This is a genomic window from Hyphomicrobium sp. 99, from assembly GCF_000384335.2.
In the GTDB taxonomy this organism is placed as follows: domain Bacteria; phylum Pseudomonadota; class Alphaproteobacteria; order Rhizobiales; family Hyphomicrobiaceae; genus Hyphomicrobium_B.
The window spans coordinates 3,405,667-3,428,872 of record NZ_KQ031382.1; the positions used below are offsets into that span (position 1 = coordinate 3,405,667).

The window sequence follows — 23,206 nt, forward strand, 5'->3', positions numbered from 1 at the left end:
AAAACAGTTTCACCCCTAGCCATTCGGAATTAGCGACCATAATGCATCGCCCCGAAGACATATGTAATGGATGATATCTTTTCGAGCGCATCATCAAAGTTCAAAATGAAATGAAAAAAATCGTCTACAAAATTGTCACGGCAGCCGATTGGTCGGAGGCGGCCGGAAAAGGTCAGTATGACGGATCGCCCGACGACAAGCGAGATGGTTTCATCCACCTGTCGGAACGCCATCAGGTGCGTGGCACATTAGAAAAACATTTCAAGGGGAAGCGCGATCTGCTTCTGATCGCGGTCGAGGCATCGAAGCTAGGCGCCGATCTCAAATGGGAACAATCCCGTGGAGGCGATCTTTTTCCCCACCTCTACGCGCCCCTGAATGTTTCTGTGGCTTTATGGGAGCGGCCGCTGCCAAACGCGAACGACGGCGTTCATTATCTCGATGAGGAATTGTTCTCGTGCTGAAAAGCATTTACCGCCTGACACGACCTGCGCTTTTCGCACTTTCTCCTGAGGAAGCACACGAACTCACCGTGCGCGCGCTCGAATGCGGAGTTTATCCGCGGTCCACCGCAGCCGATGATCGCGCGCTCTCGCAATCGGTATTCGGCCTCGAGTTCAAAAATCCCATTGGCATCGCGGCGGGCTACGATAAGGACGCTCGTGTCCCCGATGCCGTGCTCGGTATGGGCTGCGGCTTCGCCGAGATCGGCACCGTCACGCCGCATCCGCAAAGTGGCAATCCGAAACCGCGCATTTTCCGCCTCGTCGAAGACAACGCTCTCATCAACCGGCTCGGATTCAACAACGGCGGTCACGAGGCAGCGCTCGCCCGTCTCGAAGCGCGGAAAGATCGCGGCGGCATCGTCGGCGTCAACATCGGAGCCAACAAAGACAGCGTCGACCGTGGCGAAGACTACGTGCTGGGCCTGCTGCGGTTCAATTCGGTCGCCAGCTACTTCACCGTCAACATCTCGTCTCCGAACACGCCAGGCCTCCGGGATCTACAAGCCCCCGCAGCGCTCGAAGCTCTTCTCGCCCGCGTCATGGCTGCGCGAACCCGTCTGATCAACGATGGCGCCCAGAAGCGTCCGATCGTCGTCAAGATCTCCCCCGACATCGCGGCCGACGACATCGCACCGATCGTCGAGAAACTCATGGCGTATGACGTTGACGCCATCGCAGTCTCGAACACGACCCTGTCACGCGATGGATTGAAGTCATCCGACTCGCGCGAAGCCGGTGGCGTTTCCGGGCGGCCCCTCTTCCAGCGCTCGACTGCCATGCTCGCCCGCATTTTCAAGCAGACGGAAGGCAGGATTCCGCTCATCGGCATCGGAGGCATCGACAGCGGGCCGCGCGCGCTCGAAAAAATCGAGGCGGGCGCCACATTGTTGCAGCTTTATACCGGTCTCATTTACGAAGGGCCGAGCCTGATCGGAGAGATCAAGTCACACCTCACGAAAACGCTCCACGAGGGCAGACAAACCAACCTCGCCGCAATCCGGGGTCGCCACGCCGACGTCTGGGCGAAACAGCCGCTCTAACGACGACGTTTTTTTCGAGGTCTTCCGAGCCGCTGCAGGTATAACGTCCAAGTTGCCCATAAAAGCGATTAGATCGACCTGAGCCAATCCTTGGACGCGCCACGCAAATCCACCAAGAACTCGGGATCGGCCCCTCGCCAATCCGCTAAGGCTGGCGCACGCAAAAAACCACGCAGCGCCCCTCTCGTCGCATCGACGGCGGAGAAGAAAACGCGCCGTGCTCGATCCGCTCCCGCGACCGAGGCGCTGCCACCCGAGATCGCGGCTTGGTTCGCGCGGCGCGGATGGAAGCCGCGTCCTCATCAGCTCGCGCTTCTGGATGCCGCTCGTGAGCGGCGCTCGACGCTGCTGATCGCTCCGACCGGCGCCGGCAAAACGCTCGCGGGCTTCCTGCCGAGCTTGATCTCGATCCACAACGGTCAAAAAAAGAAAATCGGCGCCGGACTTTTCACGCTCTACGTCTCCCCACTGAAAGCGCTCGCCGCCGACGTCGAACGGAACCTGACGAACCCCATCGAGGAAATGGGTCTCAAGGTGCGCACCGAAACGCGCACCGGCGATACCTCCGTTGCACGACGACAGCGCCAGCGCGTGAAGCCGCCGCACATCATGCTGACGACGCCGGAGCAGGTCGCTCTCCTCCTCAGCCACCCCGACGCCCCCTACCTGTTCGCCGATCTCGACACGATCATCCTCGATGAACTGCACGCGCTTGCGGCTTCAAAGCGCGGCGATCTCCTCGCGCTCGATCTCGCCCGCCTGCGCAAGCTAGCGCCGAACGTGATGACGATCGGATTGTCGGCGACGGTCGCGCGACCGACCGAGCTTCGCGGCTACCTCGTTGCGCAAACCGAACCGGAAACCGAAACGCGCCTGTCCGACATTGTCACCGTCAAAGGCGGCGCCAAGCCGGTGATCGAAATCCTCGAAGCCGAAAACGAAATTCCCTGGACCGGCCACACCGCCCGCTACGCGATGCGCGAAGTTTACGAGGCGATCGGCAGACACAAGCTGTCGCTCGTTTTCGTCAATACGCGCATGCAGGCTGAATTTGCATTCCAGGAGCTTTGGCGGATCAATGACGACAATCTGCCGATCGGCTTGCATCACGGATCGCTCGAAGCGGCCCAGCGCAAGAAGGTCGAAGCCGCAATGGCTGAAGGCCGGCTCCGCGCCGTCGTCGCGACCTCCACGCTCGACCTCGGCATCGACTGGGGCGATGTCGATCTCGTCATTCATCTCGGAGCGCCGAAAGGCGCGAGCCGGCTCTTGCAGCGGATAGGCCGCGCAAACCATCGGCTCGACGAGCCGTCACAGGCGATTTTGGTTCCGGGAAATCGTTTCGAGGTGCTCGAATGCCGGGCCGCCCAACAGGCGGCGGAAGCCGGAGATCAGGACGCCACGCTCTCGCGCGTCGGCGCGCTCGACGTTCTGGCTCAGCACGTTCTCGGCATGGCCTGCCAGGCGCCGTTCGATCCCGATGCGCTATTCGATGAAGTGCGCTCGGCTCTTCCCTATGCGGGACTGACGCGAACCCAGTTCGACCGGACAGTCGACTTCGTCTCGACGGGTGGTTACGCGCTGAAGTCATATGAACGCTTTGCCAAACTAAGACCGGCGGAGAACGGCAAGCTGCGCGTAGCCAATCCGCGCATCGTCCAGCAATACCGCTTGAACATCGGCACGATCGTCGACGCCCCTCACCTCAAGGTGCGCCTCGTCTCCGGGCGCGGCGGAAAGAAAAATATCGCCCGAATGGGCGGCAGCGTCCTCGGCGAGGTCGAGGAACATTTCGCCGAGCAGCTGACGCCGGGCGATACATTCGTCTTCGCAGGTCAGGTCCTTCGCTTTGAAGGCATCCGCGATACCGAAGTCTTCGTCTCGCGCGCGACGGCAGAAGATCCGATGGTGCCGAGCTACGACGGCGGCAAATTTCCGCTGTCCACGCACTTGGCCGGCCGCGTGCGCGCCATGCTCGCCGATCCGAGCGTCTGGTCGGGCCTGCCAAATCCCGTCGCCAATTGGCTCGAGCTCCAGACCGAACGCTCCGTCGTCCCAGCGCCCGATGAAGTCCTCATCGAAACATTTCCACGCGGCAACCGGAACTTCCTTGTCGCCTACCCGTTCGAGGGACGACTCGCGCATCAGACGCTCGGCATGCTGCTGACGCGCCGCCTCGATCGGATCGGAGCCAAGCCCGTGGGCTTCGTCGCCAACGACTATGCGTTGGCCGTATGGGCGCACGGAGACATCTCAAACCTGATCTCGGACGGCCGGCTTTCGCTCGCCGAACTCTTCGACGAGGACATGCTGGGCGACGACCTCGACGCATGGCTCGCCGAGAGCGCGCTCATGAAGCGCACCTTCCGCTTGGCCGCCGTCATCGCCGGACTGATCGAGCGGCGGCACCCCGGCAAAGTCAAATCCGGTCGCCAGGTGACGATCTCGACGGATCTCATCTACGACGTGCTGCGACGGCATGATCCGGGGCATCTGCTGCTCGAAGCCGCATGGGCCGACGCCGCCACGGGCCTGCTCGATATCAAACGCCTCGGTGCGTTTCTGGCTCGCATTAAAGAGCGAATCAGACATCAAACTCTTGATCACGTATCTCCGCTTGCCGTGCCGGTGCTGCTGGAGATCGGAGTTGAACTGGTTTACGGCCAAGACCGTGACGCAATTTTGCGCGATGCCGCAGACGAACTGATCCGCGAAGCAACGGGGGACATGCGGACATGAACATGCTGAAACCGGAACGCATAGGGCTCGACGATTTCGCCGATCAGCCCGTGCACGTGTGCGGCAAAGCTTTCGTCGCACACAAATCCGGCGCACTTTTCTGGCCCGCCGAGCGCGCGTTGATCGTTTCAGATCTTCATCTCGAAAAGGGCTCGTCCTACGCCGCTTACGGACAAATGCTGCCGCCCTACGATACGCGCGACACACTTCAGAAACTCGCGGCCCTGATCGACAGGTACGATCCCGAAACCGTCATCTGCCTCGGCGACAGCCTGCATGATCAGGACGGCGCCGCCCGAATGGACCCGAGCGACGTCGATAGCCTTCGCGTGCTGCAGGAAGATCGCGACTGGATCTGGATCACCGGCAACCACGATCCGAAAATCGATCGCATGCTCGCAGGCTATGTGATGCCCGAGATCGTCGTCGGCGGCATCGCGTTGCGCCATGAGCCGCGGCCCGGAGCCCGCACGCACGAAATCGCCGGACACTTCCATCCGGCAGCCCGCCTTGTGTTCCACGGAACTTCGTTGCGCCGTCCGTGCTTCGTCGGCAATCGCCTTCGTCTCGTGATGCCCGCGTTCGGCGCGTTCACTGGAGGATTGAACATTCTCAACGCCGCCTTCGAGCCGCTGTTCGGCGACGACGGGCTCGACGTCTGGATGCTCGGCCACGAAGGCCTTTATCCGGTTGCGCCGCGTCTCCTTCGCGACGACTGAATTCAGGCAGGCTTGCGGAAGGCAAAAGCGGCCGCGAGCCCCGCCGCTACCGCCATCAGCACCGTGCTCACGCCATAGGCGAGCGGCTGCGAGATCGCGAAATTATGGATGAAGCGCTCGATCCCTTCACGCGTCAGGTTCACACGGCTCTCGTATTGCCCGAGCAGCTTGCCTTCCTTGAAAAGATAAACCCGAGCGGTCAGCGGACCGACAGGCACGTTCGGCGGTAACGCAATCGTCGCGCGGAAAAGGCTCCGTCCGATGAACGTCGCGCCGAAGTCCCGTCTGACGTAAACCCTCTGCTGCTCCTTCAGCCGGATGAGCGCCTCCCTTGAGGTTTGAAGAGAGGCGGCGTCGGCCTCGTCCGCTCCCACGGGTGCCATGCTGATATGATCGAAGCCGATCTGCTTCGCATCGAGAAGCGCCTTGTCGGCGATCTCGTCGATCGGACGCGTCGAGGCGATGGCGTAATAGCTCGGAACCGCCTCGAAATGCACTGACGATGTATTGATCCAGATGCCCGCAACGCGTGATTTTTCTCTGACCACCGCGGGAGCCGGCTGCCCTTCGACGACAACGATGATGTCGTAGGTCCCCGCTTCAGGACTGGGCTGCACGCTGTTCTCGACCGTGCCGAAAACAAGGATCTCGGTTCCCGTGAAGCTCGATGTGATCGCGACCTGACGTGTCGATGCGTCGGCTTCCACGTTCTCTTTCGGCCGGTCGGCAGCACGCGCGCCGCTCACCATCGCGAGCATCAGAACGATCGCTGCGCCAAGGAGCTTCCGCATCACCGCGCTCCCGGGGTCGATGCGAGCGAAAAGAGATCGCTCGGCTTGATCGCCAAATCGACAGCCATGCGCGCGGCGACGAGCAGGATCAGCACGCCGAGCAGCACGCGCAGATGCTCGCTGCGAATTTTTTCGCCGGCCATCGTTCCGAATTGCGCACCCAACACGCCACCCGCGATAAGGATCGCCGCGAGAACGATATCGACCGATTTATTCTCCACCGCATGCAGCACCGTCGCCGTTGCCGAAACGAACACGATTTGAAAAAGCGATGTCCCGATGACCAGCGCGGTCGGGACGCGCAACAGGTAGATCATCGCCGGGATCATGACGAAGCCGCCGCCGATGCCCATGATCGCCGAGAGGAAGCCGACGAACATGCCGATGACGATGGGTGGCACCGCGCTCATGTAAAGCTTCGAACGCGGAAACCGCATCTTGAACGGCAAGCGCTCCATCCAGCTGTGCTGTCCCGGCTTGCGGCCCGAAGCGCTTCCCGCCGTCCGCGTTTTTCGCGAGGTATTGATGCCTTCGATCAAGATGATCGTACCGACCACGCCGAGAAAAATGACGTACGTCAGCGATACCGTCAGCTCGAATAGCCCTCTCGCCGTCAGCACCTTCACGAAGGCGACGCCGACGTAACTTCCTGCGATGCCACCCGCCAGCATGACGAGCGCCAGCTTAATGTCGATATTACCGCGCCGGTACTGCGTCATCGCCCCGGAAACCGACGACGCGGCGACATGAGACGTGCTCGTCGCAATGGCCACTCCCGGCGGAATTCCCAGGAACGTCAACAGCGGAGCCAGTAGAAATCCGCCGCCGACACCGAACAGGCCGGAAAGAAAACCCACCGTCGCACCGAGTGCCAGAAAGGCGATGACGGAAACCGACATCTCGGCAATCGGCAGATAGAGGGTCATCCGGCGGTCCTGAGCGGCAAGCGGCGCAAAGAAGAAGGTCTCTTGGAAAGGCTGCGCTAAGGGACACCAATCGGCGGGACGCGGCAAGCACCGCGCCGTTCATGATAGCCGCACCCCGTCACAAAAATGCGTCAATCCCGTCTGCTGGAGGGAATGACCCTCCGGCGGGAAGAACCCCTTTAGCCGTTGACGCCGTTCTTCGGGTTGTTCTTCCACATTTCGCCCGCCGTCCGTGCGTCGTTCACCGTGCGCGTCGACTGCGTGGGCTTCCAAGCCGCGATCATCTTGTTGGCAGCCGTCACCTCGTCGGCAGTCAGCTTGCCGCGAAGGATGTCGCGGCGCCTGACGGCATCCGCGTCGCCGCCACGAGCCGCGATCGAAAGCCACATGAACGCGCGGCTCATGTCCCGCTTCACGCCGAGGCCGTTTTCATAAAGCACCGCGAGATTGAATTGGCTGTCGGAGAGACCGCGCTGCGCGGCTTCCTCGAACCACCGCGCCGCCGTCATATAGTCGGGCGATTGATCGCTTTGATTGGCGCTGAGCACGGCAAGATTATGCATCGCCTTGATGTTGCCCTGCTCCGCCGCGCGCTGATACCACATCGCCGCCTGCGCCCGGTCTGGCTTCAGCCCGAGCCCACGCTCATAGAGTGTGCCGAGACGGTACTGAGATTGCGCAAAACCCTGATCCGCCGAACGCTGATACCACTTAGCGGCATCCGAGAAGCTTTGTGCCGTACCTTTGCCTTCCGCGAGACGCGCGCCCACTTCGAACTCCGCCGAAGGATCGCCATTCGCCGCCGCGAGACGCAGCGACAACGGACCGACCGTCGCGGCCGGCATATCGAGCGGCGCTGGCTTCGACGAAGCGGCCGTCGAGACCGATCCCGTCGTCAAGCTGGATTTCGTGCCTTCCGTTTCTGCTTCACTCGGCACCATCGACGCGGGAACAGCGGGGCCGTCGCCAGACCTCGCCGCCGCGTTGCCAAGCTCGCCCGACATCGCGGCCATGGCCTGACGGCGTCTCGCTTGCTCGAGCTGCGCCGCCGTAACCGGCTGATCGAGATCGACAGCTACGCCAAGCATCGGCAAGGCCGTGGTGCGCTGAGGCGCTACATCGGATGCAGTCTTCTCGACTTCGCTGTTCGTGGGAGCGAGATCGCCGCGCGGGCCGCTGCCATCAAGCGACGGGTCAGCCGATTTGTCCGAATTCTTCGTCGGAGCTGAAGCATCCGGGCCAGACTTAGCGGCATCCGACGACCCGCTTTGCCCAGCGCCGTTCGCCTGCGGTGACGGCAGGGACTGCGTCGCTTGTCCGTTGGATGACGATCCGACATGCGCTTTGCCGAATCCGAACGTGTACCAGAGGCTACCAAGCGCAATGAGAGCAACCGCGGCAATCACCATGAGCCGTGGCGACGGCGCCGATGGGCCAGACGTCTTTTTCTGCGCCACTGCCGCCGGACGAATGGGCCGGCTGCCCGCGGTGGGCGCACCCAGCGCGCCGTCCGGGCCCGACGTTGAAATCGAGACAGACGGTCCGACGACAACGTCATTCTGTTCGGAAAGACGCTGCTTGGCGCGCCGGGCCTCGGCAACGAAGTCCTGGCGGGTCTTCTCACCTTGGCGTGCGGTTTCTTCAGACACTTCATTGAGCGCGCGCGGCCGTGCAAGAACCGACGCAATAGCAGGCTTCGAAGACGGGAGTTCCGCAAAGGCCGCGTCGAATGACCCACCGGTCTCGTCGTCGAACGTTTCCGAGGCATTGACCGCTTCGCGACCGAACATACCCGCATGATAGGCGCCGCTTCCGGCCACCGTCGATGTTGCCGCCGCCTGTTGGCTGAATTCGATCGAGTCCACACGATCCAAAAGACGGATCATGGCTTGCTGCATCGTGTCGAGCAAAGCCGCCGTCTGCTCTTCTCCTTGGCGATTTTGCGACATCAGCCGCTCGATCAGCGGACGCAGCTCGTCCGCAGCAGAATGGCGATCTTCGGCGCGAAGATCCGCCATGCGCCGTGCCGTCTGCTCGGCCGCCGCGCGTGCGATCGCATCGTAATCGAGACCACCCGCCACGGGCGGCGCGACGCTGCTTCCATCGGCCGGGACGCCCTGCACATCGGCGAGCGTATGCGAAATGCTCGCAAGTTGCGCCTCGATGACATTCAGCCGTTCGAGCTGATCTTGCGTCTGCACGAGATGATTGACCACCTCTGCGACATGCGACTCGATCAGATGAACCGCGGCCAGATCGTCATGCGTAGCGACACCCTCGAACAGTTTCGCAAACTGGCGCTCAAACTGATCGAGTCGTTGGCTGATCTGCGAAATGCCGTTGTCGGGTCGCATCGCCGCGAGCGACTGCTCGATGCCCTGCGCAATCTCGGCGAACTTGTTGTCCAGCCACGCCTCATCGATGCCGGGACTGACGGCCGCCCGGCCCTGCGCGTGCGCAACCGGGTTGGCGGCGGAATGCGCCTTCGGGGCGAAGTTCACATCGTCCGTTTCATACAGCTCGGCCAAGGCATTGGCCGCCGCGCGGTCCCAGGGCTCGGGCGCATCGTCCGATGGGCCCCCGATTACGTCGAACGTATCGACGATGCCCGGCGCGCGCTTCGAAAACTCGTCATGCACGTCGTTATGAGCTGAGCGAAGCGCCATCGGCGTCGAGGACCTGTAGGGATCGTTGGAAGAAGAACCACGTCGCGCGGAGGCGGAAACCGGGCGCTTATCGTTGGCGCCAAACTTCGCCTCGACCGGATCCGACAATCGGTGCGCCAGTTCGGCCATCGCCGTCTCGATCCGCCCAAACGCTGGCGCGAACTCTTCCGGCACGCGAGGACGCAGCGCATCCGCTTCGCGTCCCATTCCGTTGATGCGCTCCTGCATTTCAGCGAGTGCTGCTGTATGGCGACGGTCCGCATCCACGAGCTGAGCCGCAATCACATCGAGCATTGCTCTGAGATCGGCGCGATTGTCACCGCCGGTGCTCGCGTGCTCGCTTTCCGGATAGTCAGCGCTCAATTCCGAATTGGACATTTTCCCCTCGAGGCAACGCAATGCTGACGGTCCGGGAGAACGCAATGTCAGCGGGATAGGGACATCGGAGGCGTCCTACCGCGCGGGGCAAATGCGAACATGGGGACGCGGCACTAGTCATGGCTCGCTGCCACAATCGGGGCATCCCAGTAAACGCGGGGTTAAGGCCCGTGCTAAAATGATAAAATTTTTAGATTACAATGTCTTATTGTGTTGGCCTTCCGTCGACTGACCAATGAATTCGACCCCTCAGCGAGCGCCGATTCGGCAATTACGAGCACAACGCTGCCTTGTGATGCAGCTGCACCGAGACCATTTCCGGTCTTAGGGCAATGCGGAGGACTCGAAAATGACACTAGGGATGAAGCGAGCGGCGGCTCTCGGATTGCTGATCTTGCCCACACTCGCAACCTTTGCGGCAGCACAGCCGGCACCGGATTCGACTGCGAAGTCGGACGCGGACGCAAACTCGAAGGGGCGCTATCAGATGTCTCCCATCGAAGGCGGCGTGATACGCCTCGATAGGGAAACGGGTGCCATCGTAGTATGCTCGCGTATCGGCAATGAACTGGCTTGTAGGAGCATCGAAGAGAGAACAAACGTTCCGTCAGCTGATGAACTTGCGGCGCTCAGAGCCGAGAACAGGCAATTGAAGCAGCGCATCAAGGAGATGATGGAGGATATAGAAAGCGAACCTCGCACCAGCCCATACGGCTCCGGTCCGCCCGGTGGCCCGCAGGGTGAATTCCATGGCGGGCCTCCTGGCGGGAACTTTCAATTGCCGACGGACGAAGAAGTGGATCAGGCGCTCGACTACCTCACGCGCGTCTACAAAAAGATCCGCGACCACGTGAAAGACATCGATAAGGACACGGCTGCTCCAGGCCAAGCTCCAGCACCACCGGCGCCTTTGCAGCAGCCCCCTTCGGCGCAGCCATCTACGCCGACCAATCCTCCTCCAAAGCTCAGCCCCTGAGACGCCGCACAACCCGGCTGACGGCCGCTAAGAGGACGCTATGCCGAGCGTCCCGACGAAAACTTCCGCGTTGCGCGAATAAGCTCATGAACGATGCCGGGTTCCGTCATCGCATGCCCGGCATCGGCGACGACGCGCAAATCCGAACCGGGCCATGCCTTGTTGAGAAGGACCGCGTTCTTCACGGGCGTCACGACATCGTAGCGCCCGTGCACAATGACACCCGGGATATCCTTCAACCGGTCGGCCTCAAGCAGCAGTTCGCCGTCGCGGCGTAAAAATCCTGCGTTGACGAAATAGTGGCTCTCGATACGCGCAAATGCCAGAGCATAGTGATCTGCTCCAAAGCGCGCGACGCGCTCTGGCTCGGGAATGAGGGAAAGCGTCGTGCCTTCCCAGATGCTCCAGGCGCGGGCCGCAGCATAGCGCACGCTGAGATCTGGAGATGTCAAACGGCGATGATAAGCTGCGATCATATCGCTGCGTTCGTCAGGTGGGATGATCCGCTGAAATTCCGCGAAAGCTTCCGGATAGATCCAGCTGCAGCCGTCTTGATAGAACCAACGCAGCTCGGCCTGCGTCAGCAGGAAGATGCCGCGCAGGATCATCGCGCTCACGCGTTCGGGATGCGTCTCCGCATACGCGAGCGCGAGCGTCGATCCCCACGACCCGCCGAAAAGCTGGAAACGCCCGATACCAAGTTCGATCCGAATGCGTTCGATATCCGCGACGAGATCCGGCGTTGTGTTGTTATCGAGCGACGCGTTCGGTGTCGAGCGGCCGCAACCGCGCTGATCGAAGAGCACGATGCGGTATCGCTCGGGGTCGTGAAAGCGCCGCATGGTCGGATTGCTGCCACCGCCCGGTCCGCCGTGCAGGATGATGACGGGCTGCCCGTCCGGATTACCGCATTCCTCGACGTACAGCGTATGCCCACCGCCAACCGGCAGCCGATGCTCGCGATAAGGCGCGAGAGGCGGATAGAGATCCAATCGATCGCGGACGGTCATGACGGCTCTTCAGCTTGCTGGAGGGTTCAAGCCATCCTAGCCGATGGCGTCCGATGGTGGGCACAAGGACTTATGTGCGAGCATGCTTCCTGAGCTGCAACCGCTGCATCTCGCGATCGTAAATAATCTCTCCCCCCGGAACCCGCATATCCCGCACAATCGCGAGCGCGTGCCGGTTGGCTTCGGGCCGCATCATGCTCGTCATGAGGGCCAAGCCGAACGAAACCGGAAGACCGAGGATGCCGGCGATAGGGCTCGGCGTCGAGAGCGTGCCCATCTCGCTCATGAGAATGGCCAGCGACGCCGCGACGAACCCGGAAATGACCCCGGCGATGGCCCCGCCGACGGTCAGCCTCTTCCACCAGATCGATAGCAGCATCACCGGAAACAGGCTCGCCCCCGTGATGGAGAGCGCCCAGAGCACCAGCCGCAGCGGATCGGTCGGGGCCGCAATCGAAAGCGCCGCACCGCACATGGCGACGACGCCGATGAAGCCGCGCACCACCCACACGCGGTTGGAAGGCGACGGCGGTTCCCACGACATACCTTGAACCACGTCTTCGCCGAGTACTGTCGCCAGCGAAACAGTGGTCGCGCTTGCCGTGACGAGAGCCGCCGCAAGCGCTCCGGCAAGCAGAAGGTACACAAAAGCCGAAGGCAACCCGACCGCGATCGGAAGAGAGAAGAGAACGCCGTCCCGATCGAACTTCAAGCCGTCGAAGCCAAGCTTCGTAGCAGCCTGATCGAAAGCGACGAAATGGTTGGCCGCCGCTTGAAACAGCCATTGCGGCAATGGTCCGAGCCGCTCTGCCCTCACCGCATCGAGCGTGAAATCGCGCATGAACACTGCGACCGATGAGATCGTCAGCAGTGCGAGCCCCGAAAACACGACCGCCCAGCCGAGAGACTTCCGCGCTTCATAAACTCCAGGTGACGCGGCGACCCGCGGCAACAGCCAGGGAGCCGTGCTGATGCCCGTCGCGATCGCAAACGTCCCGATGATGAAGGCCAACGGACCAATCGCCCCAAACGGTTGGGTATAAGGCTTCGTCAGCAGCGAGAAGCCTTCGGGCGGCAGCTGAAAGGCCAACGGCCAGACACGAACCAGTTGCAAACCCTCGTTCACCTCATTGCGCACCAGCCCGCGCACCATCGGCCCATTGGCGAGCTGCGGGATCGGCAGGCTCGTCACGATGACGCTGACGGTCGTCGCGACCGCCAGCAACGCCAGGAAAAGGGCAATCGATTGCGCCACGCCCGACCATGTGAACGAGCGCTTGCCACCGCCGGCGGTGGAGATCGCAATGGTCAGCGCGATAAGACAGATGAGACCGCTTTGGCTGCCGCCGATCAGATTTTCGGCGATACTGCCACCCATCCGAAGTTCGGCAGAGAGAACCAAAAGCATCGGAACGGCAGCGACGGCGGCTGTCACCACCCTGAGAGACCGGCTCTCGAAACGTCGCCCGAGATAGCTCGGAACCGTGAAGGCGCCGAACTTTCGATAAAAGGGCGCAAGCGCAATTGCCATGATGACAAAGCCGGTGAGCATGCCGATCAGCAGCACGAGCGCATCGAATCCGGCGAAAAAGAACGCCCCCGTTCCAGCGACGATCAAAGTCCCGCCAAGCGCGGACGCCGCCAGCAGCAGCCCTGTGTAGGCAGCCGGCACGCGACGCCCCGCTGCAAAAAAGCAAAGCGTCTCGTTCGTCGCAACAGATAGCCCCATCGCGCCATAGATGAGAATGGGCCCGGCGAAGATCGCCAATCTCAGAAGATGGTCATCGAGACTGAGCTGCTCGAAAATCAAAACGAGCAGAAAGAGCGCGGTGTAGAGAGCCGCGAAGATGCTGAAATACGTGCCGAGGCGGGGATTGACCATCCTCGCACGTGCGCCGAACGCCATATTCCGCCTCACATGTCTTCATGGGCGCCATGCCAATGATCGATGGCATTCTGGCGATTGACGTAGCTCGCAACCGTTATGAGCGCGACCACAAAGAACCCGTGGGCCGCGAGAAAATATCCTAACGGAAAGCCGAGAAACCTGTTGGCGTTCAGCTGCTCTGCATAAAGTGGCAAAATGATAACAAGAGCGATGAACGGAATGGCGCTCGCCAGAACTTGCCATTTGGTGTGCCGCCAATAAGGCTTGCGTTCCTTGCGTTCGATCATTCGGCTTAGTCCCCCATCGTCGCTCGGCGGACCCCCAAAACCAGTCCTGAGCTGCCGCCATTATGCCCGGCAGGCACGGTCCTTGTCCAACGATCCGAACGGCAAAAACAGCTTTCGTTCCACGTTGTCCTGGGGAACGCCATCCCGTAAATTCCCTAAGAATCGTCGCTACGCCGCAGAGACCGTTGCCTTCGCCTCGTCGTGACGACAACTTAGATCGTGACTAGCGACGCCTGAGACTGGTTCGAAACATCAGCTGAGAAGGACATCGCAATGGGCGTACTAAACGAGTTCAAAGAATTCGCGATGCGAGGCAACGTTATCGACCTCGCCGTCGGCGTAATCATCGGCGCCGCATTTGCACCGATCGTTTCCACGCTCGTCGACAATATCATCATGCCGCCGATTGGTTATCTGATGGCCGGTGTCGACTTCTCAAGCTTGGCTGTTAAGATTCCGACGCCGACCGACCCCGTTCTGATCAGGTACGGCATATTTCTGAACGCGCTGGTCAAATTCCTCATCACGGCGTTCGCGATCTTCCTTCTCATCAAGGCCATTTCCGTCATCCAGAAGCCGAAGCCTGCCGCTGCTCCGGCGCCTACGCCGACTGAGATCTACCTCAAGGAAATTCGTGACCTTCTCGAAAAAAGAACGCCCTGACCCTGCGATCCAGGAAGAATCCATCGCGAAAGGCCACTCTTTGAACGAAGGCCTTTCCGCTCAAAAGGCGCGCATCCGCTGACGTGACCGCCACGGCGCGCAAACTGCGCCGAAGCCATCCGCGATGCGTTGCGTTACTGCTTGACGTTGTATTGAACTTGCTGGCTGACCCACCCGCTCACGCTCAGGCTGATCGCAGGCGTCTTGCGCTCGTCGACGGCTGCGCGCGACGCTTCCAGATCCCTGATCTGCGCCTCGACATCGGCGGACGGCTTTTCGACAGCGATGCCCGCAGCAGCATTGATATCGCGACTGAGCTTCGCAGATAGCGCCGTATCCTGCGAGGGGCTCGGCAAGCTCATATCCTCAGCGCGAGCCGGAGCGCCGAGTAGGCAAGCCGCGACGGCAGCGGCGATGCAGAGAGTTGCAGTAGCGGCCTTCATCATCTCTCCCCCGATGAGTTCTCGCCTTTTATCACGCTTCTGAACGTCAATTCCAAAAATTTCCGCCGCTGCCGCCGGCGAAAAGTCTGAACACCCGTTAGGCTCGCCGGGAGACTTTGGCGGACGATCGGACAGCCCGCCGCCCTCACATATGGTAAGCTCTCTACGCGGGCGTCACGCCGAGTGCGTAGGCGTTCAAATCTGACATGAAGCTCGTCGCCTCAGCGAGCGACCTTTTCGTCTTCAAATCAAAACTTGAGGCTGCGCAAATAGCCAATCATGCCAAGCTTGCGCACGTTGAAGATCGTCCGCGTAAACCGGTAATTTGAGCGCTTCCTGGTCCGCGTCACGATCGTCGACGGAAAGAGCTCGCGGCTGAGCTCGGTCACAGGTGGCGGGTCTATGCCATAGACGTTGAGGTCGAGGCTCCAAGGCCGGCGGACTTCATGATCGATAGCGTCGACGATGGACCGTTGGGTCAAGAGCTTCTTCGCGCCGCTCGCGCTGACGATGATGGCAGCGGTCCCATACGGAACGTAAGGATAGCGGATCAGGTTGTGGGTGGCATCAATCTTGTCGATGACGAGGCAACCGCGAGTAGGACGGCGCACCATGCGGATTATGTCCCAGTCGCTCGGCACGACGGCAAGTGCCGCACGGACGATTTCGAGAAAACCGATGGGGAGAATGGCGTCGTCCTCAAGGACAACGGCGCAAGGCAGCTTTTCATCGCGAATACGGGCGCAAATCGAGAGATGGCTCGCCGAGCACCCGACCTCACCGGGCGTCAGGCGCGAGTCTCGGTAATATGGAACGAGCCAGTCAGGGACTCTGACGCCATCGACGGCACTCAGCCGCGTCGCCTGAATGCCCGCCCTCGCTAATTCCGCTTCGATATGGTTGCGCCGATCGTGATCGCAGTCACGGTTGATGTAGTACACGGCAACCGACATACGCCCCCCGACGAAAATTAAAACCGCACTCTAATTATCGGCAGACGGAGCGTTATGCTAGTGTGGATGGCGCATATTGATGGGACGGCAGAAATTGAACTCGACCTGAGGTTGAAACTCGGCGCTTTTGTCCGCTCAGCTACGTGACCATTCGAAAGAACGACTGCGTTCGGATTCGAACCGTTCAAGAGTCCGCATCGGGCCCGTATCCGTTGTGCGCGGCCCTCACACCTGTGTGGCAAGCCGCGCGAACACCTCATGCGATAATTTGAGTTCGGCCGCAGCCAAGTTCTCACCGAGATGCGCGAGCGACGACGTGCCGGGGATCAGCAGAATGTGCGGCCCGCGACGCAACAGCCACGCGAGAGCCGTCTGCATCGGCGTAGCGCCGAGTTCCGCCGCGATCGCGGAAAGCGCCGACGACTGCAAAGGCGTGAAGCCACCGAGCGGAAAGAACGGCACGTAGGCGATGCCAAGGCTTTCCAGTTCGTCGATCAGCGCGTCGTCATCACGACGCGCCAGGTTGTAGAGGTTCTGAACGCAAACAATATCGGCAAAGGTCCGCGCCTGCCTGAGCTGGTTCGACGTCACGTTGCTGAGACCGATGTGCCGGACCAGTCCTTTGCGCTGAAGCTCGGCCAGCGCATTCATCTGCGGCTCGAGCGAACTCTCGACCGGCCGGTCAAAGCCGCCGACGCGCAGGTTCACCACGTCCAGCTTATCGACCTTGAGGTTGCGAAGGTTGTCGTGCACCGCGCGTGTGAGGTCATCCGGAGAGAGGGCCGGAATCCACGAGGCATCCGCCCCGCGCACGGCCCCGACCTTCGTCACGATCACCAAGTCATCAGGATACGGGTGCAGCGCCTCGGCGATGATCTGGTTGGTCACATACGGGCCATAGTAATCGCTCGTGTCGATGTGATTGACGCCACGCGCAACGGCTTCCCTCAACACGGCGAGCGCGGCGCCCCGATCCTTCGGCGGTCCGAACACACCCGGCCCCGCGAGTTGCATGGCGCCATAACCCATCCGGTTCACGGTGCGGTCGCCCAACCCGTAAGTTCCGGCGGCAGTGATATCGGTCATGGCGAGATCTCCCGGATAGGACGCCCTTCGAAGCAGTTGCGGGACCGTCGAGAAAGTGTCAAAAACCCGCTTCACGGTCGCGGGCGTAGTTCAATGGTAGAACGGCAGCTTCCCAAGCAACGCTCGCTCCAATCTAAGCATATAAACTTCGAGGCATTTTCCTGATCTATGCTTCGGTGCGTAGCTCATGCGTAGCACGGCGTCGGCTGCGTTCGATCAAGACGTAACGACGACTTAACAATCCGCCTCAAAGCCAAAGCGACGGTAGAATGCCCGACTAGCTTCGGGACTCAGGTCATCAGCGCACGTCTGGCGGAAATCTCCGACGCGTTCACTCTTAGGCTGTCTCCACCAGGGCTAGTCAGCTCGGTGTCCGAAGGCCCGCCAGCGCTTCCCGCGTCACCTTCCAGCAACACAAGTTCGTAGAAACGACCGTCGTGAAACTACGTGTCCACGGTCTGCGGGTCGCCCAAACGTATATTTGTATGAGACTAAGTTAAGCAACAAAAGTCTCGTGTACAGACCTTTGTTCCTCGGTGGTCTGCAAAACCATCGGCTTTGAAATTGAGGGATGGTGCCGCGAGGTTCGACTCCTCCGCGACACACCACTTTTCGCGAGGGCATCCGCAAGCGGCAAAGCCGAGCGTGTGGTACTCGAGGCTACGCACGCTGGTTTAACTTCGCAGGTTCGAGTCCTGCCCCCTCCCACCAACCAAAGAGACGAGAGTGTCGAACGACTTCATGAGCGACCCGGCCAACAAGAAACTCGACGTCGATCTGACGAAGATCACGCGCTTCGAGCTATTGATTTGAACCGGGAGGACGCCCGCGCCTGGATCGGCGGGCCGCGCTACGACAAAGAGCCGACCGAGATCGCAGCGTCCGTGCAGGGCGGCGGCCGCACGCTCAAAATCTTCGTGAAGCGCCACCGCTAGCGGAACTTTTTTAGCTTGCTCCCAATTTGGTAGCATGGTATAAAGTTGTATGCGATTATTCAGCCGTTCAACTCTCGTCAACTACGCCGAGACGCAAAAGAGTGTGCCTCAATATCGGGCGCTCAAATCTCAGGTCAAGGAGTGGTGCAAGGAAGTTGAACGGGCGAAGTGGAAGAGCACAGCGGACATCAAGGCCGGCCACGCGACGTTGAGCGTGATCACATCCGACCGGGTTGTCTTCAATCTCGTTGGCAACCATTACCGGCTGATCGTGAGAATAGACTTTGACTGGGGTGTGGTGCTCGTGTGCTTCATTGGCACCCACAAGGAATACGATGACGTCGATGCTGAAACGGTGACATTCGATGATTGAGCTTAAACCTATCCGCAACGAAGCGCAGCACAAGGCGGCGCTCAAGGAAATCGAACGCCTGTGGGGCTGCAAGCGCGGCACGCCCGATGGCGATCGCTTCGAAGTCCTTGGCCTGCTCGTCGAGAACTACGAGCGCGAGCATTACCCGCTCGGCCCGTCGGACCCGATCGAAGCCATCAAGTTCCGCATGGAGCAGATGGGCTACACGCGTGTCGATCTGGAGCCGTCGATCGGTAGCCGGGGTCGCGTCAGCGACGTCCTGAACCGCCGGCGGCCGCTCACGCTCGCCATGATCCGGCGGATCAGCGAGCAGCTGAGCATCTCGGCCGAAGTCCTGATCCAGCCGACCGTTAAGAAGGCGAAGAAAGGCGAGAGAGCCAGGGCCGCCTAACGCTGCCGGCCCTGCCGCATCTGGCGGTCGGTCTGCTTGATCAGCAGGATCGTGCGCGGGTCGTTCGTACCGCAAACCGTACAGCGTAGTTTGCCGCGCAGCTCCTCGTGATCCATCTCGGGGTCGTATGGCGTGAGGTCGATCGGGATGCGCCGAGGGCCTTTGAGGAACCCGTGGTTGCCGTGACAGACGGCGTAGAGCTCCCGGCCCCGAATAAGAAAGTCTTTGATCTTCCTGGCCGTCGCCTAGTACGCCCCGGCCGTTCCCAGCGCGATAATAGCGACCGATGGGCGGCCCGTCCACGCCAGGCGCCTGAAACTTGACGTCAAGCTGGGCTGTGTCATCAATCCGTAAACGGCCTTTGCAATGTCTGCGGAACGGGGAGCTTTCAGTGATCACGAGGATCGTATTCATCTGTGCAATTTTCGCCTGTGCCGTCCTGCCGGCGCGGGCGACCGAGTGCGAAACGCGCGCAACAATCGATTGGCTCCTCTCTCGCTTCAAGACCAGGGACACGCCGTTTTCGTTCGCCGAGTCTCTCGCACACCTTGCAAATCCTCGTTCCCGCGAGTCAGCTGAGTACATTGGAAGCCAACTCAAGGAGCTGGCCGACCGCGTTCCGCCGTCCGCCACGCCGGTGCAAATCAAAGACGCTCATGCGGTCGATTACAACGACAAGATCGATCGCTATCAGTGCGAAGCGACAATGGTGCCAGACCCTGAGACCTATCCGAACGTCCTGATGCTTGTGCTGCTGGCGCAGACGTTGAGCAACCAACAAAACCAGACTTCGCTACTGCTTGCCGCGCTCATAGATGAAGGCAACCTGCCCAAGGTCCAACAAGTGTTTGGCCTTCTGCGCGCCTCATACGCCCCCATCGTCGCCAAGGCGACCGAGCCGCACACCATGCGCTACACGGTTCAGAACACCGAGAGCGGCAAACTGATCGAGATCCTAGAGAGCAATTGAGCGTGGACCCCAGCTGGAAACCGGCTGTCGACGGAATACTGCTCGGGCTGGTTATCTCCGTCTTTGTGCTGTCGTACGCCTTTCGCCGCTAGTTGCACTTGACGCAAGTCATGAGTTGCGCTAAATGCAAGCTCATGTCGAAGCACCCGAAGCCGAAATCCGTTGATGAACGCCTCGCCGAGATCCGTGAGATCCTCGCCGATGCCCGGCGCGTATCGGGTACGACACAATCGTCTGTCGCCGATGCGATGGGGTTGTCGAACAGCCAGTATTCAAGGATCGAGAACGGCTCGACGGAGATGAGCCTCCGTCAGTTTCTCGTCGCGTGCAGTGAAGTGCACCTTGAGCCGTCTGCTGTGCTTGGCGCCCGGGAGGATGTCTCCGTGGCCGATCTGAGGCGCCGTTTGCGCGCCTCAGAAAGCATCATCAAGCAAATCTCAGGTGTCCTTAAAGTCGGCGACAAGGATGCGTGGGACGACTGAAGGAGTTCTGCACATGACAGAAGCAACTACGCCGGAGACTGCTCCGGCACTCACGACCTCGATCGTTATGGTTCTCGACCGCTCCGGCTCGATGTCGAGCTGCCGCGACGCGACGATCAAGAGCGTCAACAGCTACCTCAAGGAAGCGAAGGGCGACGCCAATCTGAAGGACGCCAGCTTCGATCTGATGATCTTCGACAGCCAGTCGATCGATACGATCCGCTCAGGGACGATCAAAGCGATCGAGGACATCACGCGCGAGGATTTCATGCCCCGTGGCGGCACGCCCCTGCTCGATGCGATTGGCCGTGGCGTCGACAGCCTCGATAAGAAAGCTGCCGACGGCAAGGCCATTCTGGTTGTTGTGACCGACGGCGAAGAGAACTCGTCCCGCAAGCACAACTACGAGAGCATCAAGGCGCTGATCTCGACCCGCCAGGACAAGGGCTGGCTCGTGATTTTTCTCGGCGCCGGTCTCGACAGTGCCAAGCAGGGTCTGGCTATGGGCATCAGTTCTGCCAACGTCGCCAACATCGGTCTGGACGAACAGTCGCTCGCCGCCACCGCGTCGTTCATGTCGGTATCGAGCGCTGCGTACGGCGCCACGCGGTCGATGGCTGAAGCCAAGGGCTACGCCGGCTCGGAAAAGATTTCCCGGTCGCTGCGTATGTCGATGGGCGACAAGTCCGGCGGCGCCGGCATCGTCGACAACGTCGACGCTGTGATCGCTGGCATGGACAAGACGCTGGTGATCGACGATCCGTGGGCAAAAAAGATCCCGCCGCAGGTCTCGCGTTCGAAGACGCCCCCGAAAGACGTTGATGCCTGGGCCGACACCCCGGCCGACAGCTGGGGCGCGTAAGTAAAAGGGTAGGATTATCATACCTTTTCGAAAGGCCGGGAGCGATCCTGGCCTTTTTTGCATGAAAGTGCAGGAGATTTGGCTACACCTTCGGATTCTGGTTGAAATCCTAAGAACTCCTGCCTACTTTGAGGATACCGCGACCCAAAACAGGAGTAAAAAGTAATGCCGGCACCAGAATTTGGCTTCTCGATCGCAAAACGGTTCAAAGATCTTGGCTTCACGTATGCCGATCGCGTCCGCATCCACGAACGGCTTGAGGCAGAGGGCGGCGTTCGCCCAGGCGAGCACAAGAACGATGCTGCGTTTCGGATCGCGAAGCTAATGAGGGCTGAAGAGGACGCTCAGAAAGCAGCCAAAATCGAAGCATCCGCTCCTGCTCCGGCGGCCCCGGCGGCCCCGGCAGCGAACGACGACGAGGTCATGGAGTGCACGATCTCAATGAAGACGACGCGCCGGGCACTGCGTGAGTTTTTTGCCACGACCATCTGACTGAAGGTGCACATCAAGACGTAAGTGGCCGGGATCGCTCCCGGCCTTGACGCTTGGCGAGGTTGTCCATAAGTCTCTTTAAGGACTGTCGCCGGGGCAAGCGCCGCTTTCTTGGCGGCCCGGCGAAGCCAAGCCGCGAAAGCTTCCGCCGTCGCCTCGCTGTTCTCGCCCTGCTCGCCCTCTACGATGATTGAACAGGCATTTGCCCTTCTCGAGCGCCTCGAGGTAGAGTTCCGGCAAAAATTCTTTCCGGCTCCGTTGATCCTCGAGCCCCATGCACGAGCAATGCGATCCGTGCACGTGCCACCACATGCCGCCGTCAAAATAGGCGAGGTCGGCCGAGCCTTCATAAGTCGGCGTCGAATAGACAAACCAGCATGCGCCCGCTCAGGCCGACTTGCTGATCCGAAGTCCGGTTGCGGCGAGTATCTTCAATCGCATGGTTGCTCCTTAACGACTCTGACCCTGAGCAGTCGTCGGACCGAAAGCGCGAGCAGACCTGCGGAGGTCCGCTCTGATGGAGCAATGCGGATGATAGGGGAAGCCCCCGGCAACGACGTGCGCTGCGAACCAATTCGCATGACGAGTTGGCTGTGGAAGATGCGCCGTTGGGCGCATCTCCGCTGAGGTAGAACTTCAACACACCGACTTAGATGGTGCTTTTCGCGCCGCCCTTGCTCGCATCAGTTGATTTCGAATGCGAGGTATCGATATCCCGCAGTTCCTTCATGAACTCGTCGAGACGTTCAGAAGTGGACCTGGGGCGGTCAATTCGCACCTGCTTTGCTATTGCATTCACGAAATCCACGACGTGGGTTTCGTACATTCGCTTTCGCACGTCGAAAGGCGTCTCGATGAGCGGCTTCGCTTCACGCTCAAGAGTGCTGTCGTCCCAGTGATAGGGGCCGCCGGGCATGTCTACGTCGACGTAACCTTCCCACCGGCAATTTTCGTAGAGGATGCGGAACCGGCCACTGTTATCCTTTGACCAGACTAGTGCCTCTTCCTCGATGAACCCGCTCGCGGTGCCATCCATGTCCAGGCTGATCTCGGCTTCCCGCTGATCTATGGGGCAGAAACATTTGCCCGTGCCCATCCGAACCTCTTGAGCCAAGCCAGTTTCGCGGAGGTAGGTCTCCAGTTCTTTCAGATCATTCGAAAGACGTGTCTTCGCGTCATCCGCGCCCTCAAAGGCCTGACGTGCGGCATCAACCGCCTGTTGCAACTCAGGCGACGAAAATTTTGGTGGTTTAATTCTGGTCATGAGATCACCGCTGTTGAACCGTGGTGAAGGCGTCAACCTTCCGGGTCGTATCCCACTCAAGGGTGCAGGTGGCCACTCAAGGCTGACGGATGACTATGCAGTGGGAGGTTGAATGTCAATAGCCATGGCGAATTGTCCAACGTCGGCTTCCGAATTTGCGGTAGTAGTTTTTGGTCGGTATTGGCCCATCGCCGACGTCAGCACTTGGTCGCTCGATCCCATTAGCGGACCTCAATGCCTGCACCATTGGTCGCGTGAAGGGCTGCTACGAGCAAGTCAGGTAATTGAGGAATTAGCGTGCGGGAGTGGGCGACATTCCTACCATGTATCGCTCAGCCTAGGTGGCGGCTACGCTTCTACATGTCT

General features: G+C 60.5%; 23 protein-coding genes. 13 read left to right on the forward strand and 10 right to left on the reverse strand.

Annotated features, from left to right (window positions below):
* The first annotated feature begins 110 nt into the window (after positions 1-110).
* The 4 genes from G359_RS16470 (at position 111) to pdeM (ending at position 5,004) form a co-directional block, all read left to right on the forward strand.
* Positions 111-464 (forward strand): DUF952 domain-containing protein, encoded by a 354-nt coding sequence (locus tag G359_RS16470; protein WP_045836998.1) that lies wholly within the window; start codon positions 111-113, stop codon positions 462-464.
* A complete protein-coding gene (locus tag G359_RS16475) occupies positions 458-1,546 on the forward strand; it encodes a quinone-dependent dihydroorotate dehydrogenase (protein ID WP_045836999.1) in 1,089 nt (362 codons plus the stop codon). Before G359_RS16470 ends, G359_RS16475 begins: the two co-directional genes overlap by 7 nt.
* 246 nt (positions 1,547-1,792) lie before the next feature.
* The gene (locus tag G359_RS16480; protein WP_045838142.1) at positions 1,793-4,285 is read left to right on the forward strand and encodes a ligase-associated DNA damage response DEXH box helicase; all 2,493 of its coding nucleotides are present in this window, start codon (positions 1,793-1,795) and stop codon (positions 4,283-4,285) included.
* Entirely contained in the window at positions 4,282-5,004 is a 723-nt protein-coding gene (gene pdeM / locus G359_RS16485) for a ligase-associated DNA damage response endonuclease PdeM (RefSeq protein ID WP_045837000.1), read from the forward strand. The genes G359_RS16480 and pdeM overlap by 4 nt, the downstream gene beginning before the upstream one ends.
* Positions 5,005-5,006: 2 nt before the next feature.
* Here pdeM and G359_RS16490 read toward each other — a convergent pair whose 3' ends face one another.
* The 3 genes from G359_RS16490 to G359_RS16500 all read right to left on the reverse strand — a co-directional run bounded on the left by G359_RS16490 (position 5,007) and on the right by G359_RS16500 (position 9,765).
* Positions 5,007-5,795, reverse strand: coding sequence for a TIGR02186 family protein (locus G359_RS16490; RefSeq protein ID WP_045837001.1), 789 nt, complete (start codon positions 5,793-5,795; stop codon positions 5,007-5,009).
* Complete coding sequence (locus G359_RS16495) at positions 5,795-6,721, reverse strand: sulfite exporter TauE/SafE family protein (protein ID WP_045837002.1); 927 nt, start codon at positions 6,719-6,721, stop codon at positions 5,795-5,797. Before G359_RS16495 ends, G359_RS16490 begins: the two co-directional genes overlap by 1 nt.
* 179 nt (positions 6,722-6,900) lie before the next feature.
* The gene (locus tag G359_RS16500) at positions 6,901-9,765 is read right to left on the reverse strand and encodes a tetratricopeptide repeat protein (RefSeq protein WP_052699420.1); all 2,865 of its coding nucleotides are present in this window, start codon (positions 9,763-9,765) and stop codon (positions 6,901-6,903) included.
* A gap of 349 nt (positions 9,766-10,114) precedes the next feature.
* Between G359_RS16500 and G359_RS16505 the strand changes: the two genes are divergently transcribed.
* Positions 10,115-10,741 carry a hypothetical protein gene (locus G359_RS16505; RefSeq protein WP_045837004.1) on the forward strand — a complete coding sequence of 209 codons (627 nt, stop codon included), beginning with the start codon at positions 10,115-10,117 and terminating at the stop codon, positions 10,739-10,741.
* A gap of 38 nt (positions 10,742-10,779) precedes the next feature.
* Here G359_RS16505 and pip read toward each other — a convergent pair whose 3' ends face one another.
* The 3 genes from pip to G359_RS16520 all read right to left on the reverse strand — a co-directional run bounded on the left by pip (position 10,780) and on the right by G359_RS16520 (position 13,926).
* Positions 10,780-11,751 carry a prolyl aminopeptidase gene (pip, locus tag G359_RS16510; RefSeq protein ID WP_045837005.1) on the reverse strand — a complete coding sequence of 324 codons (972 nt, stop codon included), beginning with the start codon at positions 11,749-11,751 and terminating at the stop codon, positions 10,780-10,782.
* 70 nt (positions 11,752-11,821) lie between these two features.
* Positions 11,822-13,657 carry a solute symporter family protein gene (locus G359_RS16515; RefSeq protein ID WP_045837006.1) on the reverse strand — a complete coding sequence of 612 codons (1,836 nt, stop codon included), beginning with the start codon at positions 13,655-13,657 and terminating at the stop codon, positions 11,822-11,824.
* Positions 13,658-13,665: 8 nt separating this feature from the next.
* On the reverse strand, positions 13,666-13,926 hold the full coding sequence (locus G359_RS16520; RefSeq protein ID WP_045837007.1) for a DUF4212 domain-containing protein: 261 nt from the start codon (positions 13,924-13,926) through the stop codon (positions 13,666-13,668).
* Between the two features lie 273 nt (positions 13,927-14,199).
* On the opposite strand from G359_RS16520, the gene mscL reads away from it, so the two are divergent.
* Entirely contained in the window at positions 14,200-14,589 is a 390-nt protein-coding gene (mscL, locus tag G359_RS16525; protein WP_045837008.1) for a large-conductance mechanosensitive channel protein MscL, read from the forward strand.
* 134 nt (positions 14,590-14,723) lie between these two features.
* Here mscL and G359_RS16530 read toward each other — a convergent pair whose 3' ends face one another.
* From G359_RS16530 to G359_RS16540, 3 genes are all read right to left on the reverse strand, one after another.
* Positions 14,724-15,032 (reverse strand): hypothetical protein, encoded by a 309-nt coding sequence (locus tag G359_RS16530; protein WP_197077594.1) that lies wholly within the window; start codon positions 15,030-15,032, stop codon positions 14,724-14,726.
* A gap of 248 nt (positions 15,033-15,280) precedes the next feature.
* Entirely contained in the window at positions 15,281-15,985 is a 705-nt protein-coding gene (locus G359_RS16535; protein WP_045837010.1) for a glycosyltransferase family 25 protein, read from the reverse strand.
* Positions 15,986-16,210: 225 nt separating this feature from the next.
* On the reverse strand, positions 16,211-17,071 hold the full coding sequence (locus G359_RS16540) for an aldo/keto reductase family oxidoreductase (RefSeq protein ID WP_045837011.1): 861 nt from the start codon (positions 17,069-17,071) through the stop codon (positions 16,211-16,213).
* Positions 17,072-17,880: 809 nt separating this feature from the next.
* Between G359_RS16540 and G359_RS21040 the strand changes: the two genes are divergently transcribed.
* The 7 genes from G359_RS21040 to G359_RS16570 all read left to right on the forward strand — a co-directional run bounded on the left by G359_RS21040 (position 17,881) and on the right by G359_RS16570 (position 21,576).
* Positions 17,881-18,006: a hypothetical protein gene (locus tag G359_RS21040; RefSeq protein ID WP_256363866.1), complete on the forward strand. Its 126-nt coding sequence runs from the start codon at positions 17,881-17,883 to the stop codon at positions 18,004-18,006.
* 49 nt (positions 18,007-18,055) lie between these two features.
* On the forward strand, positions 18,056-18,379 hold the full coding sequence (locus tag G359_RS16545; RefSeq protein WP_045837012.1) for a type II toxin-antitoxin system HigB family toxin: 324 nt from the start codon (positions 18,056-18,058) through the stop codon (positions 18,377-18,379).
* A complete protein-coding gene (locus G359_RS16550) occupies positions 18,372-18,770 on the forward strand; it encodes a helix-turn-helix domain-containing protein (protein ID WP_045837013.1) in 399 nt (132 codons plus the stop codon). The genes G359_RS16545 and G359_RS16550 overlap by 8 nt, the downstream gene beginning before the upstream one ends.
* A 391-nt stretch (positions 18,771-19,161) precedes the next feature.
* Positions 19,162-19,740 carry a hypothetical protein gene (locus G359_RS16555; RefSeq protein ID WP_045837014.1) on the forward strand — a complete coding sequence of 193 codons (579 nt, stop codon included), beginning with the start codon at positions 19,162-19,164 and terminating at the stop codon, positions 19,738-19,740.
* Between the two features lie 134 nt (positions 19,741-19,874).
* Positions 19,875-20,222, forward strand: coding sequence for a helix-turn-helix domain-containing protein (locus tag G359_RS16560; protein ID WP_045837015.1), 348 nt, complete (start codon positions 19,875-19,877; stop codon positions 20,220-20,222).
* Positions 20,223-20,235: 13 nt separating this feature from the next.
* Positions 20,236-21,084, forward strand: coding sequence for a vWA domain-containing protein (locus G359_RS19775; protein WP_197077595.1), 849 nt, complete (start codon positions 20,236-20,238; stop codon positions 21,082-21,084).
* A gap of 165 nt (positions 21,085-21,249) precedes the next feature.
* Positions 21,250-21,576 carry a hypothetical protein gene (locus tag G359_RS16570; protein ID WP_045837016.1) on the forward strand — a complete coding sequence of 109 codons (327 nt, stop codon included), beginning with the start codon at positions 21,250-21,252 and terminating at the stop codon, positions 21,574-21,576.
* Between the two features lie 649 nt (positions 21,577-22,225).
* On the opposite strand, the gene G359_RS16580 is transcribed toward G359_RS16570, so the two are convergent.
* On the reverse strand, positions 22,226-22,840 hold the full coding sequence (locus tag G359_RS16580; RefSeq protein ID WP_156150805.1) for a hypothetical protein: 615 nt from the start codon (positions 22,838-22,840) through the stop codon (positions 22,226-22,228).
* Positions 22,841-23,206 lie beyond the last annotated feature (366 nt).

Bases quoted from the DNA above. Each gene is read 5' to 3' on its own strand.
- pip (WP_045837005.1), bottom strand. From the start codon at position 11,751: ATGACCGTCCGCGATCGATTGGATCTCTATCCGCCTCTCGCGCCTTAT.
- G359_RS16530 (WP_197077594.1), bottom strand. From the start codon at position 15,032: ATGAAGGCCGCTACTGCAACTCTCTGCATCGCCGCTGCCGTCGCGGCT.
- G359_RS16515 (WP_045837006.1), bottom strand. From the start codon at position 13,657: ATGGCGTTCGGCGCACGTGCGAGGATGGTCAATCCCCGCCTCGGCACG.
- G359_RS16500 (WP_052699420.1), bottom strand. From the start codon at position 9,765: ATGTCCAATTCGGAATTGAGCGCTGACTATCCGGAAAGCGAGCACGCG.
- G359_RS16535 (WP_045837010.1), bottom strand. From the start codon at position 15,985: ATGTCGGTTGCCGTGTACTACATCAACCGTGACTGCGATCACGATCGG.
- G359_RS16470 (WP_045836998.1), top strand. From the start codon at position 111: ATGAAAAAAATCGTCTACAAAATTGTCACGGCAGCCGATTGGTCGGAG.
- G359_RS16490 (WP_045837001.1), bottom strand. From the start codon at position 5,795: ATGCGGAAGCTCCTTGGCGCAGCGATCGTTCTGATGCTCGCGATGGTG.
- G359_RS16570 (WP_045837016.1), top strand. From the start codon at position 21,250: ATGCCGGCACCAGAATTTGGCTTCTCGATCGCAAAACGGTTCAAAGAT.
- G359_RS16495 (WP_045837002.1), bottom strand. From the start codon at position 6,721: ATGACCCTCTATCTGCCGATTGCCGAGATGTCGGTTTCCGTCATCGCC.
- pdeM (WP_045837000.1), top strand. From the start codon at position 4,282: ATGAACATGCTGAAACCGGAACGCATAGGGCTCGACGATTTCGCCGAT.
- G359_RS16545 (WP_045837012.1), top strand. From the start codon at position 18,056: ATGCGATTATTCAGCCGTTCAACTCTCGTCAACTACGCCGAGACGCAA.
- G359_RS19775 (WP_197077595.1), top strand. From the start codon at position 20,236: ATGACAGAAGCAACTACGCCGGAGACTGCTCCGGCACTCACGACCTCG.
- G359_RS16505 (WP_045837004.1), top strand. From the start codon at position 10,115: ATGACACTAGGGATGAAGCGAGCGGCGGCTCTCGGATTGCTGATCTTG.
- G359_RS16540 (WP_045837011.1), bottom strand. From the start codon at position 17,071: ATGACCGATATCACTGCCGCCGGAACTTACGGGTTGGGCGACCGCACC.
- mscL (WP_045837008.1), top strand. From the start codon at position 14,200: ATGGGCGTACTAAACGAGTTCAAAGAATTCGCGATGCGAGGCAACGTT.
- G359_RS16550 (WP_045837013.1), top strand. From the start codon at position 18,372: ATGATTGAGCTTAAACCTATCCGCAACGAAGCGCAGCACAAGGCGGCG.
- G359_RS16520 (WP_045837007.1), bottom strand. From the start codon at position 13,926: ATGATCGAACGCAAGGAACGCAAGCCTTATTGGCGGCACACCAAATGG.
- G359_RS16580 (WP_156150805.1), bottom strand. From the start codon at position 22,840: ATGACCAGAATTAAACCACCAAAATTTTCGTCGCCTGAGTTGCAACAG.
- G359_RS16560 (WP_045837015.1), top strand. From the start codon at position 19,875: ATGTCGAAGCACCCGAAGCCGAAATCCGTTGATGAACGCCTCGCCGAG.